Source organism: Micromonospora sp. NPDC049060 (assembly GCF_040649055.1).
Lineage (GTDB): Bacteria > Actinomycetota > Actinomycetes > Mycobacteriales > Micromonosporaceae > Micromonospora > Micromonospora reichwaldensis.
The window spans coordinates 27387-45458 of sequence record NZ_JBEZEV010000044.1 but is presented as its reverse complement, the minus strand read 5'-3'; the positions used below and the strand labels follow the sequence as shown (position 1 = coordinate 45458).

Here is an 18072-nt window from a genome sequence, read left to right as displayed (position 1 = left end):
GGGGAGTACCGGTCGGTCGCCGCCTCGTACTCCAGGTGCCGGTACCCGACGGCGGCCCGCTCGCGGATGATCGTCAGCCCGGTGCGCTTGAGCACGCTCCGCGACCGGCCGTTCGCCGTACGCGTGGACGATCTTTGCCCCGGACCCGCCGACAACTGTCGAAATCCGCGCCCACATTGGGCATGCTGCCAAGGTGGGAGTCCACAGTGCGGGTGGAGGGGTGTCGTGGCGAGCTTTCAGTGCTCCTCGTGCGGCCGGGAGATCAAACCGGCCGCCAGCTGCCCGCACTGCGGTGCGCACCAGCCACAGTGGGTCGAGCACCTGGCGGAGATCGAGCGCTCGATCGCGGAGATGAAGGCCCGCGAGGCCGCCATCGCCAGCGAGCAGCGGCAGATCGCCGCCAAGATGCAGGCCGCGCTCTTCCAGCGGGACATCCTCGCCCACGCCGGTGAGGAACGTCTCAAGCAGGCCACCCGCCCCCGTCGGGTGCTGCGCCGCAGGCCGGGCCGCCGGCCGCCCACGGCCGCCACCGGCGCCCCGCCCCGGGTCCCCCGGCAGGGCACCCCGGCCGGCCCCGAGGACCCGCCGCCGCCCCCGCCGTCGACCGCCACCTGGCTCGACGCCGACGACCCGGAGCACCCGCCGGAGGCGTCCTCCCGCGAGGTGCAGAACATCCCCCTCGGGCTCGGCGCGCTGCTGCTCGGGGTCGCCGCCGTGGTCTTCGCCGCCGTGGCCACCAGCTCGATGGACGCGCTGGCCCGGCTGGGCATCCTGCTCCTCGCGACGGTGCTGATGCTGCTCGCCCCGCCGGTGCTGGCCCGACGCGGGCTCACCTCGACCGCCGAGACCATCTCGGCGGTCGGCCTGCTCCTGGTGCCGCTCGCCGGCTACGCGCTGTGGGCGGTGGACCAAATCGGCAACGGTGGCGCCTCGGGCGCGATCTTCGCCGGCGTCATCTTCGCCGTCACCGCCGGCGTCTCCTTCGGCTACGCCGGCTGGACGGGGCTGCGCGCGCCCCGGTTCGCCACGGTGCTGGCCGCGCAGCCGGTGCTGCCGCTGCTGGCATCCGACCGGATCACCGGCCCGGCCGGCTGGGCCCTCGTGCTGACTGCGGTGGCCCTGCTCGACCTCTGGCTGGCCCGGTCCGCGGTCACCGTGGAGCGGCCGGTCCGCCGGGACCTGCCCGGGCCCTCGGCGACACCCGCCGGGTCCCCGGCGACGCCCCGGCAGCGCCGCGCCGACAGCCGGCCCGAGGGGGCGCCCGAGGAGGCCGGCGAGGTGGTCGACGGCGGGCTGCCGGCGCAGGAACGGGTGCCGGCCGCCCGCCCGGTGCCGTGGCTGCGCGAGCTGACCTGGGTGCTGCACGGGGTGGCGGTCGCCCTCGCCCTCGCGTACGCCGTCTCCGCCCTGCTCCGCGCGAGCACCGTGCCGGCCGCCACCGGGACCGGCGTGGTGCTGCTGCTGGCCGCCGCGGTGGGGCTGGCCGGGACGCTGGTGCTGCGCCGGCCGCCGCTGCCCGACCTCGGCGCCGGGATCTTCACCCTCGCCGTGATCGGCGCGCTGAGCCGGATCGCCTCGGTGGCGTTCCCCGGGCGGGCGCTGCTGCTGATCACGGCGGTCATCACGCTGACCGGGCTGGCCGTGCGGGCGGTGCCGGAGGCGGCCCGACGCGGGCCGCAGCTCGCCTCGGCGGTGGCGCTCACCGTCAGCGGGGTGGTGGTCGCCGGGGGCGCCCTGCGCGCCGGGGTCGCCCCCGTCCGGGCCGCGCTGCCGGCCTGGGCGGCCGACCTGGGCCGCTACCCGGCCGAGCTGTCGGCAGCCGTGGGACCGGCGGCCTGGCAGCTCGCCGCGAGCGCCTTCCTGCTGACCGTCGCCGCGGTGCTGGCCCTGCCGCCCGAGATCCGCCGGGAGTTCGCCGTGGTCGGCGCGGCGCTGACCGCGCTCGCCGTACCGGCGTCGTTCGGTCTCGGCTGGGCGGTGGCGCCCTGGCCGATGGTGCTGACGGCGGTCGGCATCGGGGTGGTCGGGCTCTCCGCCCGCACCGAACGCGCGGCGCTGGCGCACGCGGCGACCGCCGCCGGCGTCGGCCTGTTCGGCGCGGGCGCGGGACTGGCCCGGCCGGCGCTGACCACCGCGGTCCTGCTCACCCTGTTCGCCGCCGGAGTCCTGGTCGCCGTGGCGCCCCGGATGCGGCTCGCCCCGGCGGCGGCCGACACCGTATCCGCGTGGGCCGCCGGGGGCGCGGCGTTCGCGCTGCCGGGCGCGGTGGCCGCCTTCGTCGCCGCGACCGTGCCGGTCGACCCGACGCCGACCCCGGCGAGCCTGCGCGAGGTCACCGTCCCGGTGCTCGCGGCCAGCTTCCTGGCGGTCTGCGTCACCCTCGGGCACGCCGCCATCGTGCAGGTCTCCCAGCGTCGCATCCCGACGCCGCTGGCGGTGGGCACCGCCCTCGGCGCGGTCACGGTCACCGCCGCCGCGTTCGGGGCCCCGGGCGCCACCGCCGCCGACGCCTGGGTCGGCGGCCTGCTGCTCGTCGCCGCCGCGATGGTGGTGTTCGCCGGTCCCATCGACGCCGGCCGGCGCTCCGATCTCACCCTGGACGGCTCCGACCTGGCCGCCGCGGCGGTGACCGCCGCCCTGATCGCCACCCTGGCCCGGATCGCGGCCGTACTCGCCCCCGGCGGGCAGCTCGCCGTCGCCGCCGCGCTGGTGCTGGTGGTGGCCGTGGCCGCCCGGGCCATGCCGGAGGAGTGGCGACGGGGGCCGATCGTCGGCCTCGCCGTCGGCGGCGTGCTGATCGGGCTGCTGGCCGGCTGGAGCGCGCTGCGGGGCGGCCTGGGGGTGCTCGCCACCCCGGGCCCGATCTGGGCCGGTGACCTGACCGGTTGGCCGGCCGGGCCGACCGGTGGGTCGATGTGGCAGGCCCCGGTCGCGCTGGCCCTGCTCGGCGTCGCCGCCGCCGTCCTGCTGCCGCCACCGTGGAAGTACGACGTGTCGGGCGCGGCGGCCGTGCTCGCCACGATCGGCGCGCCGGCCGCCTTCGACCTGCCGTGGTGGTCGCCCGTCCTGGTCGGCGGCATGGTCGCCACCGTCTTCGGGGCCGCCGCCGTGGCCGCGGTCGACCCCCGCGCTGGCCTGTCCCGGGCGGTCGTGGCCGGTGTCGTCGCCCTGCACGCCGCCGGGGCGGGACTGGTCCGGCCGTGGACCACCGCGCTGGCGCTGGGCAGCATCGCGCTGATCGGCATCGTGGTGGCGGCGCTGGCCCGGTCGCTGGCCGTGCCGCTGGTGGAGGACATCGAGACCGAGGGGATGCCGCCGCACCTCGCCCAGATCGGGGGCGCCGCGGCCGGTGCCGCACTGCTCGCGTTCCCGGGCGCCGTCGCGGCGCTGGCGGCCGAGTTCGGGCGCCCGCCGGAGGTGCTGCTCACCGCCGCGTTGGCCGCGTCGAGCCTGGGCCTGGCGGCGGTGGCCGCCGCCCGGCGACGGATCCCGCAGTACCTGCCCTGGGCCAGCGCGGCGGTGGTCGGCGGCGCCACGGTGAGCGCCCTGGCCGCCGTCCCCGCCGGCATGCCCGTCGGCGTCTACGCCGCCGCGGCGGCCCTGCTCGGGGTGCTCGCCGAGCTGGTGCGGGGCGCGACGGAACCGCCGGTCGGCGCGGCCCAGCCGGTCCGGCGCTGGTCGGTGCTGCTGGACGGCGCGCTGCGGCGGCTGCCGGACGACGGCACGCGGCGCCGCTGGCGGGTCAGCCCCGCCGCCGGTGCGCTCGCCGCCGCCGCGCTGCCCACCGCCCTGGCGCTGGTGTCGATCGCGCCGTCCCTGGTCGTCGCCCTGGTCGACCCGCACCGCAGTCTGGGCCGGGTGTGGCAGGGGCCGCCGCCGGAGCTGCTCACCCCGCCACCCGACGCGGTCGACGCGACCCACGTGCTGACCGCGCTGCTGCTGACCGCGACCGCCGCGCTGGCCGCCACCGGCTTCAGCGGCGGGCGGCGCTCCCGGGCCGTGCCGGTGGTGCTGCCCGGTGCCGCCGTCACCCTGCTGATCACCCCGGTCTCGCTCGGCAACGGCTGGCCGGCGAGCACCCTGGCGGCGCTGTCCGTGTTCACCATCTCGATGCTGGGCCTGGCGCTCACCCCGCCCCCGCCGCTGGCCGAGCGGGCCCGCTCACTGCGGCTGGCCAGGGTGCTCGTCTTCGCCATCGGCCTGGCCGCCGGGAGCGCGGGCCTGGTCGGCGGCCTGGCGACGCGGGAGCTGACCCTGTTCACCCTGGGCGGCGCGGTCGGCGTCGGCGCGGTGGCCGCGATCTTTGGCACCACCCAGCGGGCGCGCATCCTCGGCTGGCTGTTCGCCTCGCTGATGGCGCAGCTCTTCGTGCTCACCGCCGGCCTGGTGGCCGGCCTCGCGGCCGTCTGGTCCGCGTTCGGCGTACTGGCGGTCGGCGCGGCCCTCCAGGTGTTCGCCGCGACCCTGCCCCGGCTGCGTCGCCCCGAGGCCCAGCGGGAGGCGGCCACCGTCGAGTGGAGCGGGTACGCCGCCGCCCTGATCGCCCTGGCGTTGGCCTTCGACTCGCCCCGGCACATCGCGGCGCTGCTGGCCGCCTGGGGTGCGGTGCTGGGCGTGGCGGCGACCCGACCGGGCCGCCGGCCGGTGGAGCGGCGCATCCTGTTCTGGGCGGTGGTGGTCTGCGAGATCGCCGCGTGGTGGATCCTGATGCGGGTGGCCGACGTGGCGCTGCCGGAGGCCTACACGCTGCCCTTCGCGGCGCTCGCCCTGCTCGTCGGCGTGCTGGAGTTGCGGCACCGGCCCGACCTGAGCAGCTGGGTCGCGTACGGGCCCGCGCTGGTCGCCGCGTTCGTGCCGACCCTGGCGATCGTGCTGGCCACCGACTCCAGCACGCTGCGCCAGGTGCTGCTGCTGCTCGGCGCCGTGGCCGTCCTCGTCTTCGGGTCGATGAGCCAGCAGCAGGCGCCGGTGATCGTGGGCGCCGCCGTGACGGCGATCGCGGCGGTGCACGCGCTGTTCAGCCTGGGCCCGTGGCTGGCCCTGATCCCCGTCGGCATCCTGCTGCTGGCGCTCGGCGCGAGCAACGAGCGCCGGCGCCGGGCCCAGGAACGGCTCCAGACGGCCCTGCGCGGCATGCGATGAGACCGGCGGGGCCCGTCCCCCGGCGGTCAGTTGCCACTGCTGGTTGGCACCGTCGAGAGGCCGACCGTTGGATCACCGATCCGGAGAACACGTAGCGTGACTTCTCGGCTCGACCGGGCGTATGCCCCGTCTCCCCTTTGCTCTGCACCCATTGATGCAACAGTCACCGCGCGTAGCGAATGCTTGAGGCGTCAACCACTGTGGCTTTGCGAAAACGCCAGTTCAGGACGCTGGTGCGCGGAGGTATGCAGAGCAAAGGGGCGAAGAAGGGGTTGGCACCCCGAGCCGTCACCGTAACCCTGCGCAACCCCGGCATCCGTCACCCACAGCGATGAGCCCCAGAGTCGGGCCGGCGCGGAGACGTCAGGCGAGGGAGGCGCGCAGGGCCGCGTCCTTCTCGGCGACCAACTGCTCCAGGTCGGCCTGGTAGGCCGACATCCGGTCGAGCAGGGCGCGGTCGGCGGCGGCCAGGATGCGGACGGCGAGCAGCCCGGCGTTGCGGGCGTTGCCGATCGACACGGTGGCCACCGGCACGCCGGCCGGCATCTGCACGATGGAGAGCAGCGAGTCCATCCCGTCGAGGTGCTTCAACGGCACCGGTACGCCGATCACGGGCAGCGGGGTGACCGAGGCGACCATCCCGGGCAGGGCGGCGGCGCCACCCGCCCCGGCGATGATGACCTTCAGGCCCCGGTCGGCCGCGGCGCGCCCGTAGTCGATCATCTTGATCGGCGTACGGTGCGCCGAGACGACCTCGACCTCGTACGGCACCTCGAACTCGTCCAGCACCTCGGCGGCGGCCTTCATCGTCGGCCAGTCCGAGTCGCTGCCCATGATCAGCCCAACGACGCTCACGCCCGCCCCTCCCGCAACCAGCGGGCGGCTCGCGCGGCCCGCGTCCGTACGTCGTCCAGGTCGTCACCGAGCACCGTGACGTGCCCGATCTTGCGGCCGGGCCGCACCTGCTTGCCGTAGAGGTGCACCTTGGCGCCCGGCTCGGCCGCGAAGAGGTGGTGCAGCCGCTCGTCGATCGACATGCCGCCCGGCTCGCCACCGAGGACGTTCGCCATCACCACCACGGGAGCGGTCAGCGAGGTGTCGCCCATCGGGTAGTCGAGCACCGCCCGCAGGTGCTGCTCGAACTGCGACGTGCGTGCGCCCTCGATGGTCCAGTGCCCCGAGTTGTGCGGCCGCATCGCCAGCTCGTTCACGACGATCCGGCTGCCCCCGGGCGCGGCCGGGTCGGCGACCTCGAACAGCTCCACGGCGAGCAGGCCGACCACGCCGAGCGCGGTGGCCAGGTCGATGGCGAGCTCCTGGGCGGCGACCGCCAGCTCCTCCGGCAGGCCCGGTGCGGGGGCGAGCACCTCGACGCAGATGCCGTCGCGCTGCACCGTCTCGACCACCGGGTACGCGGCGACCTGCCCGAACGGCGAGCGCGCCACCTGCACGGCGAGCTCCCGGCGCAGCGGCACCCGCTCCTCGACGATCAGCCGGGTGCCGCCGGCCAGCAGGGTCGTGGCCAGCTCCCCGGCCTGCGCCGCGTCGTCGACCATCCACACGCCCCGGCCGTCGTACCCGCCGCGGGCCGCCTTGAGCACGACCGGCCAGCCGATCTCGTCGCCGAACGCCACCAGGTCGGCGGGCTCGGCGACTCCTCGCCACGCCGGGTTCGGCGCGCCCAGCTCGCCGAGCCGCTCCCGCATGACCCGCTTGTCCTGGGCGTGCAGCAGCGCGTCGGCCGGCGGGAAGAGCTTCACGCCCTCGGCGGCCAACGTGCGGATGTGCTCGGTGGGGACGTGCTCGTGGTCGAAGGTGACCACGTCGCAGGCCTTGGCGAAGGTGCGCAGCGCGGCGAGGTCGGTGTGGTCGCCGTACTGGACGTCGGCGGCGACCAGCGCGGCGCCGTCGTCGGGGGCCAGCGCGAGCACGCGCAGCGACTGGCCGAGGGCGATCGCGGACTGGTGGGTCATCCGGGCCAGCTGGCCACCGCCCACCATGCCGACAACGGGCAGACCGGTACGGGAATCCATAGCGGCGCCAGCCTATCGGGACGCCCCGCCACCTGCGCCGCCGGATGGCGCATCGAACACCCACCGCCGCTGCTGAAAGGATCATGGCATGACGATTCGCAGTCTGCTCCGTGGCCTGCCGGTGCTCGCGCACGACATGCCGTCGTTCGATCCTGCCGCCGCCCCGGCCGAGCCGCTGGCCCTCTTCGTCGAGTGGATGGCCGCTGCGATCGACACGGGCGTCGACGAGCCGCACGCGATGACCGTTTCCACCGTCGACGCCGACGGCATGCCGGACGTCCGGGTGCTGATCCTTAAGGACCTCGACGAGGCCGGCTGGCACTTCGCCACCAGTTCGGCCAGCGCCAAGGGCCGTCAGCTCGCCGGGAACCCCCGGACCGCGCTCAGCTTCCACTGGCGCGAGCAGGGCCGCCAGGTCCGGGTGCGGGGAATCGCCTCCCCGGCGGACCCCGACGTCTCCCGGGCCGACTTCCTGGCACGGCCCGACGGGTCACGGATGGCCGGACTGGCCGGCCGGCAGAGCGACGTGCTCACCGAGCGCGCCGAGTTGGACCGCGAGCTGGCCCGGATCCGGAAGCGGCTGGCCGCCGATCCCGATCTGGTCGCCGAGACGCACACCGTCTACGCGGTCGCGCCGCACAGCGTCGAGTTCTGGCAGGCGGACGCGCAGCGCCGGCACGTCCGGCTGCGCTACCGCCGCACCGGCACGGGCTGGGAACGCGAGCAACTCTGGCCGTGAGCACCCGCACGGACCGGAGGCGTCAGCGCCGGCCGAGCTGGCCGACCAGGTCGTCCACCGTCGTCACCGGGCGCTCACAGACGAAACCCCGGCAGGCGTACGCGGTGGGCCGCCCGTCGACCATCGGCCGGTCGGCGAGCAGCGGCACCCCGGGCTGGCCCGGGCGGCCCGCCACGATCACCGCGCCGGGCGGGGCGTGCCGGTGTGCCGCCGCGACCAGCGGGTCCCCGGCCGGCTCGTCGGTGACCACCGCGATCTCGTACGGCCCGGAGAGCAGCGCCTCGCCGACGGTGGCCGCGTAGCCGGTGAACCGGGCGTGCCGGCCGACGATGGGCGCCACGGTCGACAGGGCGGCCTCGGCGGCCTCCCGGTAGCGGGTCTCCCCGGTCAGCGCCGCGTACGCGACAAGCGCCGCGACGATCGCCGAGCGCCCCGACGGGGTGGCGTTGTCGGTGGGGTCGGCCGGTCGGCTGACCAGGCGTTCCGCGTCGTCGGCGGTGTCGTAGAAGGCGCCGCCCGGCGCGGCGAACCGCTCCAGCGCGACGTCGAGCAGTCCACCGGCCAGTTCCAGCCAGCGCCCCTCGCCGGTGAGCTGGTGCATCGCGCAGAACGCCTCGGCGACGCAGCCATAGTCCTCCAGTACCCCGGCGGGATCGCCGACCACCCCGTCGCGGGAGACGCGGCGCAACCGCCCGTCGACGATGTGCACCTTCGCCAGGTACTCGGCGGCGTCGCGCATCGCGCCGTAGGTGCCGTCGGCGACGCTCTCCAGCGTCTGCGACCCCTCGTCGGGGCCCGCCGGACCGAGCGTGTCGGCCATCCGGTTGAACTCGGCGATCGCGGTGATGGCCAGCCCGTTCCAGGCGGCCACGACCTTGTCGTCCCGGGCGGGCTGCGGCCGTGCCCGGCGCGCCTCGAGCAGCCGGCCGACGACGTCCTGCCAGCGCTGTCGCACCGCCGGGTCCGCGTCGTCCACGTCCCGGGCGAGCCGCAGCACGCTGGTGCCGTGCTCGAAGCTGCCGGCCTCGGTGACGGCGAAGAGGTCGGTGGCCCAACGGCCGTCCTCCTCCCCCAGCACCTCGACGAGCTGGGTCGGCGTCCAGGCGTAGGTCGCCCCCTCGACGCCCTCGGTGTCGGCGTCCAGCGCCGAGGCGAACCCGCCGCGCGGCATATTCAGCTCGTCGGCGAGGAACCAGGCGGTGTCCTGCGCGACGCGGCGGGCCAGCGGATCGCCGGTCAGGCGCCAGAGCTGGGTGTACGACCGCAGCAGCAGCGCGTTGTCGTAGAGCATCTTCTCGAAGTGCGGCACCGTCCAGTGCCCGTCGACCGAGTAGCGGGCGAAGCCGCCGGCGAGCTGGTCGTAGATGCCGCCCCGGGCCATCGCCTCGCAGGTGTGCCGGGCGATCTCCAGGCTGCGCGGCGAGCCGGTGCGCTGGTGGTGCCGCAGCAGGAAGAGCAGGTTCATGTGCGGCGGGAACTTCGGCGCACCGCCGAAACCGCCGTTCACCTCGTCGTACTCCTTGGCGAGCTGGTCGGCCGCGGCGTCGAGCAGCGCGGCGTCCAGCGGCGCGGTGGGCCCGCCCACGGCCTGCGCGCCGCCGATCGCCTCGACCACGGCGGCGCCCTGCTGGACGACGGCGTCGCGCTGGTCCCGCCAGGCTGCGGCGACCGACTGGAGCAGCCGGACGAAGTTCGCCCGGGGAAAGTAGGTGCCGCAGAAGAACGGGGTGCCGTCGGGCGTGGCGAAGACGGTCATCGGCCACCCGCCCTGCCCGGTCATCGCCTGGGTGGCGGTCATGTAGACGGCGTCGACGTCGGGGCGTTCCTCGCGGTCCACCTTCACGCAGACGAAGTCGTCGTTCATCAGGGCGCCGACCTGCTCGTTCTCGAACGACTCGTGGGCCATCACGTGGCACCAGTGACAGGCGGCGTAGCCGACCGAGATGAGCACCGGCACGTCCCGGCGCTTCGCCTCGGCGAACGCCTCGTCGCACCAGGGCCACCAGTCGACCGGGTTGTCGGCGTGCTGGAGCAGGTACGGGCTCGTGGCGTCAGCGAGTCGGTTCACCCGACGACCATAACCACCCGGTGACGCGCCCGCCCGCGCTCCGACGTGGACCAGTCCTCCCCGGGCCGTGCGGCGGGCTCGGGTCAGGAGGCCCCGTCGGCGCGCAGCGGGAAGACGTTGGGACGGGCCTCGTCGAGCAGGGTGCCGAGGACCGCCCCGATCTTGTCGGCCGGCATCGGCTTGAAGAAGTGGTAGCCCTGGGCGGCCGTGCAGCCCAGCTCGGCCAGCGCGAGGCGCTGCTCGGCGGTCTCCACGCCCTCGGCGACCACCCGCAGCCCCAGCTCGTGGGCGAGGCCGACGGTGGTCCGTACGATCGCCGCCGCCTCCGGGGAGTCGGCCATCCGGATCACGAAGGAACGGTCCACCTTGAGCTCGTCCACCGCGATCCGGGTGAGGAACGTCAGCGAGGAGAAGCCCGTGCCGAAGTCGTCGACGGCGAGTTGCACGCCCATCGACCGCAGCGTGGCGAGCACCTCGTCGATGACCTCCAGCTCGCTCATCACCACCGTCTCGGTGATCTCCAGGACCAGCCGGTCCGGCGGCACCTGGTGCCGGCGCAGGGCGTCGGCGATCTCGGTGGGCAGGCGGGGGTCGAGCAGGCTGCGCGCCGACAGGTTGACCGAGATCGGCACGTCGAGCCCGTCGCGGGCCCAGCTGGCGGCGACGGCGAGCGCCTTGTCCAGCACGTAGCGGGTGAAGGTGCCGAGCTGCTCGCTGTTCTCCACCGGGCGGATGAAGTCGTGCGGCCCGAGCCAGCCCCGGCGCGGGTGCCGCCAGCGGATCAGCGCCTCCACCCCCGTCGGGGCGCCGGTGGTCAGGTCGACCGCCGGCTGCAACGCCAGCACGAGCTGGTCGTCGGTCTTCAGCGCCTCGCGCAGCTCCGCCAGCAGGGCCAGCTGGTCGGTGCTGGCGGCGTCCCGGGCGGAGTCGTACGCGGCGACGCTGCCGCCGCCCTCCTTGGCCTGGTACATGGCGATGTCGGCCCGGCGCAGCAGCTCGGTCAGGTCGGCGGTGCCGGCGTCGGCGACCACCACCCCGACGGAGACCTCGACGGACATCCGCACCCCGGCCACCTCGGTCGGCGCGGCGAGCCGCTCGGCGATCTCGCGGGCCTGCCGCAGCGCGTACGCCATCGGGGCGGCCCGGTCGCCGATCACCGGGACCGACGTCAAAAGCAGCGCGAACTCGTCGCCGCCGAGGCGGGCGAGCAGGTCCCCGGGGCGGGCGAGGGCGCCCAGCCGGTTGGCGGTCAACCGCAGCAGCTGGTCGCCGGCCGCGTGCCCGAGGGTGTCGTTGACCTCCTTGAACTGGTCGATGTCGAGCAGCAGCAGCGCCACCGGGTGGTCGTGGGCGAGCTGGCGCAGCGCCTGGTCGCCCTTGCTGAGCAGGGCCGACCGGTTCACCAGCCCGGTGAGCTGGTCGTGCACCGCCTCGTACGACGAGCGGGCGGTGACCAGGCGCAGCTCGCGGTGGGTCGCGGCGTCGTGCAGCGCGGCGGCGAGCGCGTCGCCGAACGCGGCCACGGCGTCGCGTTCCCGGGCGTTGGGTGGCGCGCAGCGCGGGAACCGGACCCGCAGCTCGCCCACCCGGGCGGCACCCACGGAGAGGGTACGCACCAGCTCGTGGTCCTCGGGCTCGGTCCGGCCGGGCGGTGCGACCTCCCGGTCGACCAGCTGGCCGCCCGGGTCGCCCCGGTAGCGCCGCCACCGGCCGTCGCCCCGGGCCACGTCGACGTCGACGAGTTCGGCGTTGAACAGGGTCAGCGCGCCCGTCACGGCGGCCGTGGCGACGCCCCGCTCGTCGAGCTGGTTGAGCGCGGCGGTGGCCTCGGCGAAGGCCCGCCAGGTGCGCCGTTCCTGGTCGGCGCGGAGCCGGTGCCGGTAGGTCTGCTGGAGCAGCCAGAGCGGCGGCGGGAGCAGCAGCAGCCAGCGCGCGTCGAGTTCCAGCAGCGCCACCACGACCAGGCCGACGGCCACGTTCCCGACGAACATCAGCAGCTTGCCCCGCAGCGCGGCGAGCAGCGGCGGCCCGACGGGGATGCCGTGCCGCAGCGCCAGGCTGGCGCCGCCGAGCCAGGCGGTGGCGAGAAGGTAGGTGACCGAGCCCGCGAGCACGGCCAGGGCGAGCGCCGGGGTCGGCGTCGCCAGCAGCGGCTCGCCGAGCACGGTGGTGACGGAGACGGCCAGGGCGGTGGCGGCGGTCAGCGACGCCGTGATCCGGACGACCTCCAGCACCGGCCGCCGGTCGCCGAGCAGCGACATGGCCGACCAGGCGAGCGCGGCGCCGAGGAGCGCGGCGGAGGGGAGCCAGCCGGTGGGCGTCAGGTAGAGGCAGATGATCAGCGCCGCCTCGCCCCAGGTGATGCTCACCATCCCGGCGGCGGTGCGGAAGCGCAGCCGCGCCAGCTGGGCGACGGCGAACACGGCGACGGCGAGGCCGAAGCGGGCCGGCCCGCCGAGCGGGTCGTCGGCGGGAAGGTGGCTCGGGGCGGTCCACCCCAGCCCGGCGGCGACCAGCGCGGTCAGCGCGACTGCGGCGGTGAGCAGGAGCAGCCGCGCGGGGGTGCCGCGGACTCCGACCCGGTCGGTCGACTCGCCGGCCCTGCCGGAGGTCACCGGGCCGCTCCGCCCGCGGGCCGCTCGCCGGTACGACGGGCGACCGCTGGTGTGGTGGTCATCGGCGCCCCCTCCCGCGCACGGCTCGGGAACTCTTGGTCCCCCCGGCGAGAGGCTAAGGCAAACCCGGTGGCCGCAACAGGGGGCGACGACCGGGTTCGACGTGAATCATGGGCGGACTAGCCGTTGCGACGCTGCTGACGCCCGGTGGGAGCGGCGGAGGATGAATCCTGCGTCAGCGCAGCATCTGTCGGATCGACGACTGCCGCGTCCGCCTGGTCGGGGGTCGCCGGCGGGCCCTGCTGGGGGAACCGGTCGGGCAGCCGACGCAGCCGGGAGTTCATGTTGCGGATCAGCAGGACGGTGGCGGTGGCCAGAACGAGGATGAGGAAGAGGCCCATCGGCCCGGCCAGGCCACCCGTGCGGGTGTCCCCGAAGTTGTTCTGGGCGAGCACCTCTGCGGCGGTCAGCATGGCGTTCCTCCGGTGTGCGGTTGGTGACCAGGGTAGCCCCGGCCCGGATCAGCGGGCATGGGCCGTCTCGCGCACCCCGGCGAAGAGGTCCGACTCGGGCAGCGGGCTGTCGACCAGCGAGCGCACCAGCTCGAAGTCCTCCGTCGGCCACGCCCGCCGTTGCAGCTCCATCGGCACCTGGAACCAGAAGCCGTCCGGGTCGATCTGGGTGGCGTGGGCGCGCAGCGCGTCGTCGCGGACCGGGAAGTAGTCGGCGCACTCGACCCGGGTCGTGATCCGGGGGCCCTTGTCGGGGCGGTCCTCCCAGCGCTTGATCCACTCCTCGTAGGGCGACGTCAGGCCGGCGGCGAGCAGCGTCTCGTGCAGCGCCATGATCTTGCCCTTGGAGAAGCCGATGTCGTAGTAGAGCTTCAGCGGCTGCCACGGCTCGCCCAGCTCCGGATAGCGCTCCGGGTCGCCGGCGGCCTCGAACGCGGCCACGCTGACCTTGTGGGTCATGATGTGGTCGGGGTGCGGGTAGCCGCCCTCCTCGTCGTACGTCGTGACGACGTGCGGACGGAACTGGCGCATCAGCCGCACCAGCGGGCCGGCCGCCACCTCGACGTCCTGGAGGGCGAAGCAGCCCTCGGGCAGCGGCGGCCGCGGGTCGCCCTCGGGCAGGCCGGAGTCGACGAAGCCGAGCCACGCCTGCTCGACGCCGAGGATCGCCCGCGCGGCGTCCATCTCCGCCCGGCGGACGTCGGCGATGTTGGCCCAGACGTCCGGTCGGTCCATCTTCGGGTTCAGCACGCTGCCGCGCTCGCCGCCGGTGCACGTGACCACCAGGACGTCCACGCCCTCGGCGACGTACTTCGCCATGGTCGCGGCGCCCTTGCTCGACTCGTCGTCGGGGTGTGCGTGGACGGCCATCAGTCGCAGTTGCTCTGCCAACGTCGGCGCTCCTCGTCTCTGGCCCCGGCGGACCCCCCGCGGGACCGCCCGGCTGACCTGCCGGAATCTTCCCCCCACGCCGGGACCTGCCGGTGCCGACCTGTCATATTTGACGACGGGACGGGCTGGGAAGATGGAACCCTGCCATTCTTGCCGATGCCCCCGACAACGACGCCAGGAGATACCCGCCGGTGACCGAGACGCACGCCACACTTCCGCCGGGCGCGCCGGCCTTCCCGCCCGGCCGGTACGGCCGCCGCCGGGAGCCCGGGCGTCGCCGGCCGCTGCTGGTGGCGCTGCTGGTGGTCGCCCTGGTCGCGGTCATGACCCTGGTCGCGGTGCGGCTCTACCGGCAGTACGGCGACCCGAACTACGACGCCGAGGTGATCACCTACACGGGGATCACCGACAGCCAGGTGCTTGTCGACTTCCGGGTCACCCTGCCGAAGGGGGGCTCGGCGGTCTGCCTGCTGCGCGCCCGGGACCGCGACGGCGCCGAGGTGGGCCGGGAAGAGGTCACGGTGACCGCCCGCCCCGACCAGCGGCAGGCGACCGCGCAGCACCGGCTGGCCACCACCGCCCGCCCCTTCGTCGGCGAGGTGCTGCGCTGCCGGCCCGCGGGCTGAGCGGCCACGGCGCGGGCTCGGGCGCGCGGCCCGGACAGCCTCGGCGGCCCGGGCACCGGGGGTACCGCCGGTGTTCGAGCGCGCCCTGTGTCGTACCGCACTGGTAACTTGGAAGTTCACCTGTCAGCCAGCACGCACGAACGAGGAGAACGCCTGTGTCCACTGGCAACGAGGCGCCCGCCACCTGGCTGTCCCAGGACGCGTTCGACCGGCTCCAGGGCGAGCTCGACGAGCTGATCGCCAACCGGCCGGTCATCGCCGCCGAGATCAACGCCCGCCGCGAGGAGGGCGACCTGCGGGAGAACGGTGGCTACCACGCCGCCCGCGAGGAGCAGGGCAAGGCCGAGGGGCGCATCCTCTACCTCAAGGAGCTGCTCCGCACCGCCAAGGTGGGCGGGGCGCAGGCCGCCGACGCGGTGTCGCCCGGCATGGTCGTGACGATCTACTTCGACGACGACAAGGACGACACCGAGACCTTCCTGCTCGGCTCCCGGGAGATCGCGTCGACCACCGAGCTGACGGTCTACAGCCCGGAGTCGGCGCTGGGCCAGGCGATCCTGGGCGGCCGGGCCGGCCAGACCTGCACCTACACCGCCCCCAGCGGGGCCGACATCAAGGTGACCGTGGTCAGCTTCGAGCCGTTCTCCGGCTGAGCCCCCGCCGCCGGGCCGGGGCGGCCCGGGCTGGCGACACGGCCGCCCGAGCGCCGATCCGGCCGGGCGGCGACGACGAGCGACCCCGCGAGGCGTGGCACCGGTCCCGGTGTCACGCCTCGCCGGCGAAGACCACCTGGTAGCCGCTGGCCCGCAACGCGCTGATCAGCGTGTCGGAGTGCTCGACCCCCCGGGTTTCCACCGACAGGGCCACCTCCACCTCGCCCAGGCGCAGGTGCGGATTGGCCCGCTGGTGCTCCACGTCCACCACGTTCGCCCGGTGCTCGGCGATCTCGCCGAGCAGCGACGCGAGCTGGCCGGGGCGGTCCGAGCAGCGCACCGTCACCCGCAGGTAGCGTCCGGCGGCGGCGAGGCCGTGCTCGATCACCCGCAGCATCAGCAGCGGATCGATGTTGCCGCCGGAGAGCACCGCCACCACCGGCGCCTGCACCTCGACGACGCCCGCCAGCAGCGCGGCCACGCCCACCGCACCGGCCGGCTCGACCACCTGCTTGCCCCGCTCCAGCAGCATCAGCAGCGCCCGGGAGATGTCCTCCTCGGAGACCGTGACGATCTCGTCCACCAGCTTGCGGACGTGGGTGAAGGTGAGTTCCCCCGGCCGGCCGACGGCGATGCCGTCCGCGATGGTGCCGAACGCCGGGAGGCGTACCGGCTCGCCGGCCACCAGGGAGGGCGGGAAGGCGGCGGCGCCAGCGGCCTGCACGCCGATGATCCGCACGTCGGGCCGCAGCGCCTTGGCCGCCACCGCCATGCCGGAGACCAGCCCGCCGCCGCCCACCCCCGTGATGATCGTCCTGACCTCGGGGCACTGTTCGAGGATCTCCAGGGCCACCGTGCCCTGGCCGGCGATCACGTCCCGGTGGTCGAACGGGTGGATCAGCGTCGCACCCGTCCGCTCGGCGTAGGTCTGCGCCGCGACCAGGGACTCGTCGACGGTGTTGCCGACCAGCTCGACCTGAGCGCCGTAGCCCTTGGTGGCGGCGACCTTCGGCAGCGGCGCGTTCACCGGCATGAAGACCGTGGCGTGCGTACCGACCAGGCCGGCGGCGAGCGCCACCCCCTGGGCGTGGTTGCCGGCGCTCGCCGCGACCACCCCGTCGGCCCGCTCCGCCTCCGACAGCCGGGAGATCCGCACGTACGCGCCGCGCACCTTGTACGAGCCGGCGCGTTGCAGGTTCTCGCACTTGAGCCACGTCGGCCCGCCCAGCGCCGCGCTGAGCGGCCGGGAGGGCTCCAGCGGGGTGGTGCGGACGACGTCGGCGAGAAGCTCCCGCGCGGCCCGTACGTCGGCGAGACCGACCAGTTCCGTCATGCCCTGATCGTGCCACCCGCCACCCGCGCCGACGCGCGGCACGCCACCTCTCAGACGGGGGCGGGGATCCGCGGGTAGCCGGGGGCGTGGCGGGACCAGGGGGCCTGCATCTCGAACTGGCCGGCGACGCCGAGGAGCAGCAGCTCGCTGCCGGGCGGGCCGATCAGCTGCACCGCGACCGGCAGCCCGTCCGGGCGGCGGCCGACCGGCACCACCAGCGCGGGCAGGCCGGCGATGTTCCACGGCGCGGCGAACGGGGCGTACCTGACGTTGGTCAGCATGTTGGCCCGCCAGGACCGGCCGGACCAGCCGCCGGCCTCCGGCGGCGCGGTGGCCAGGGCGGGCGTGAGCAGCAGGTCGACCGAGTGGTCGGCGAAGAAGCCGATCGAGCGCTCGCGCCAGGCGGCCCGGTCGGCCTCCCGGACGTACCCCCGCCGCTGCGCCCACTCCCCGAGGGCGACGTGCCGGCGGCTGCGCCGCTGGAGGCCGCGCCGGTCCAACCCGGCGGCGCGGACGTCGGCCGCCGCGGCGGCGAACCAGGTGGCGATGCCCTGCAGGCCCAGGGCCGTCGGGTAGACCGGGTCGGCCGGCACGGTGTCGTGGCCCGCCGCCGCGAGCAGCCGCCCGGCGGCGGCGACCGCGTCCCGGTTGGGCGCGTCGGCGTGCACGCCCCGCACGGGCGAGCGGAGCGAGACGCCCACCCGCAGCCGCTGCGGCGGCACCAGCTTGTCCGGGCGGCGGCCGGCCAGCACCGAGAAGCCGACGGCCGCGTCGGCGACCGTGCTGGTCAGCATGCCGTGCTCGGTGAGCCCGAACCAGTCGTCCGCGCCGAGCTGGCACGGGACCACGCCCCGGCCCGGCTTGAGCCCGACCAGGCCGCAGCAGGCCGCCGGGATGCGGATCGAGCCGAGGCCGTCGTTGCCGTGGGCGATCGGCACCAGGCCAGCGGCCACGGCCGCGGCCGCGCCGCCGGACGAGCCGCCGGGGGTACGCCGGGTGTCCCAGGGGTTGCGGGTCACGGCCGTCTCGTCGTCGGTGAGGCCCCAGAGGCCGAGCTCCGGCATCCGGGTCACCCCGAGGATCACCGCGCCGGCACCGCGCAGCCGCCGGACCACCTCGTGGTCGGCCTCGGCCACCGGCGTACGCACCGCCGCCGACCCGTTCCAGGTGGGCAGCCCGGCGACGGGGGTGTTCTCCTTGACCGCCACCGGCACCCCGGCCAGCGGGAGGTTGGCCAGGTCCTCCTGCTCGTCGACCTTCTCCGCCTCGGTGATCGCCTCCCCGCCGCGTACCGTGCGGAACGCGGCGAGGTCGGCGTCGACCCGGGCGATGTGGTCCAGGTGGTCGGCGACGACCTGGGTGGCCGTGACGTCGCCCCGGCGTACGCCCCGGGCGATCTGCTTGGCGGTCGCCCCCACCCAGGTCGGCATGATGTCCTGCACGGCCACCCTCCCAGCCAG

12 protein-coding genes are annotated in these 18072 nt (G+C 75.3%); 4 read left to right on the top strand and 8 right to left on the bottom strand.

Annotated elements, in window-relative coordinates:
- Nucleotides 1-225 precede the first annotated feature (225 nt).
- Nucleotides 226-5142 carry a permease gene (locus AB0B83_RS17605; protein ID WP_357579078.1) on the top strand — a complete coding sequence of 1639 codons (4917 nt, stop codon included), beginning with the start codon at nt 226-228 and terminating at the stop codon, nt 5140-5142.
- 363 nt (nt 5143-5505) lie between these two features.
- On the opposite strand, the gene purE is transcribed toward AB0B83_RS17605, so the two are convergent.
- Together purE and AB0B83_RS17595 are read right to left on the bottom strand one after the other, a co-directional pair.
- Entirely contained in the window at nt 5506-5997 is a 492-nt protein-coding gene (purE, locus tag AB0B83_RS17600; protein ID WP_311414331.1) for a 5-(carboxyamino)imidazole ribonucleotide mutase, read from the bottom strand.
- Nucleotides 5994-7175, bottom strand: a complete 1182-nt coding sequence (locus AB0B83_RS17595; RefSeq protein ID WP_357579077.1) for a 5-(carboxyamino)imidazole ribonucleotide synthase — start codon at nt 7173-7175, stop codon at nt 5994-5996. Before AB0B83_RS17595 ends, purE begins: the two co-directional genes overlap by 4 nt.
- An 88-nt stretch (nt 7176-7263) precedes the next feature.
- Here AB0B83_RS17595 and AB0B83_RS17590 point away from each other — a divergent pair, with 88 nt between their 5' ends.
- Complete coding sequence (locus tag AB0B83_RS17590; RefSeq protein ID WP_357579076.1) at nt 7264-7914, top strand: pyridoxal 5'-phosphate synthase; 651 nt, start codon at nt 7264-7266, stop codon at nt 7912-7914.
- A 22-nt stretch (nt 7915-7936) separates the two neighbouring features.
- On the opposite strand, the gene AB0B83_RS17585 is transcribed toward AB0B83_RS17590, so the two are convergent.
- The 4 genes from AB0B83_RS17585 to mca all read right to left on the bottom strand — a co-directional run bounded on the left by AB0B83_RS17585 (nt 7937) and on the right by mca (nt 14000).
- Nucleotides 7937-9982, bottom strand: coding sequence for a thioredoxin domain-containing protein (locus AB0B83_RS17585; protein WP_357579075.1), 2046 nt, complete (start codon nt 9980-9982; stop codon nt 7937-7939).
- Between the two features lie 83 nt (nt 9983-10065).
- Nucleotides 10066-12528 carry a bifunctional diguanylate cyclase/phosphodiesterase gene (locus AB0B83_RS17580; RefSeq protein WP_357579081.1) on the bottom strand — a complete coding sequence of 821 codons (2463 nt, stop codon included), beginning with the start codon at nt 12526-12528 and terminating at the stop codon, nt 10066-10068.
- A gap of 248 nt (nt 12529-12776) precedes the next feature.
- Nucleotides 12777-13070, bottom strand: coding sequence for a hypothetical protein (locus AB0B83_RS17575; protein WP_357579074.1), 294 nt, complete (start codon nt 13068-13070; stop codon nt 12777-12779).
- A gap of 48 nt (nt 13071-13118) precedes the next feature.
- Nucleotides 13119-14000: a mycothiol conjugate amidase Mca gene (gene mca / locus AB0B83_RS17570; RefSeq protein WP_357579073.1), complete on the bottom strand. Its 882-nt coding sequence runs from the start codon at nt 13998-14000 to the stop codon at nt 13119-13121.
- A gap of 191 nt (nt 14001-14191) precedes the next feature.
- Here mca and AB0B83_RS17565 point away from each other — a divergent pair, with 191 nt between their 5' ends.
- The gene (locus AB0B83_RS17565; RefSeq protein WP_357579072.1) at nt 14192-14626 is read left to right on the top strand and encodes a DUF4307 domain-containing protein; all 435 of its coding nucleotides are present in this window, start codon (nt 14192-14194) and stop codon (nt 14624-14626) included.
- A gap of 155 nt (nt 14627-14781) precedes the next feature.
- On the top strand, nt 14782-15279 hold the full coding sequence (gene greA, locus AB0B83_RS17560; protein WP_132233490.1) for a transcription elongation factor GreA: 498 nt from the start codon (nt 14782-14784) through the stop codon (nt 15277-15279).
- Between the two features lie 112 nt (nt 15280-15391).
- Here the strand turns inward: greA and ilvA are convergent, their stop codons facing one another.
- Both ilvA and AB0B83_RS17550 read right to left on the bottom strand, forming a co-directional pair.
- Nucleotides 15392-16612, bottom strand: a complete 1221-nt coding sequence (gene ilvA, locus AB0B83_RS17555; protein WP_357579071.1) for a threonine ammonia-lyase — start codon at nt 16610-16612, stop codon at nt 15392-15394.
- Nucleotides 16613-16662: 50 nt separating this feature from the next.
- On the bottom strand, nt 16663-18060 hold the full coding sequence (locus tag AB0B83_RS17550) for an amidase family protein (protein WP_357579070.1): 1398 nt from the start codon (nt 18058-18060) through the stop codon (nt 16663-16665).
- Nucleotides 18061-18072: the final 12 nt, after the last annotated feature.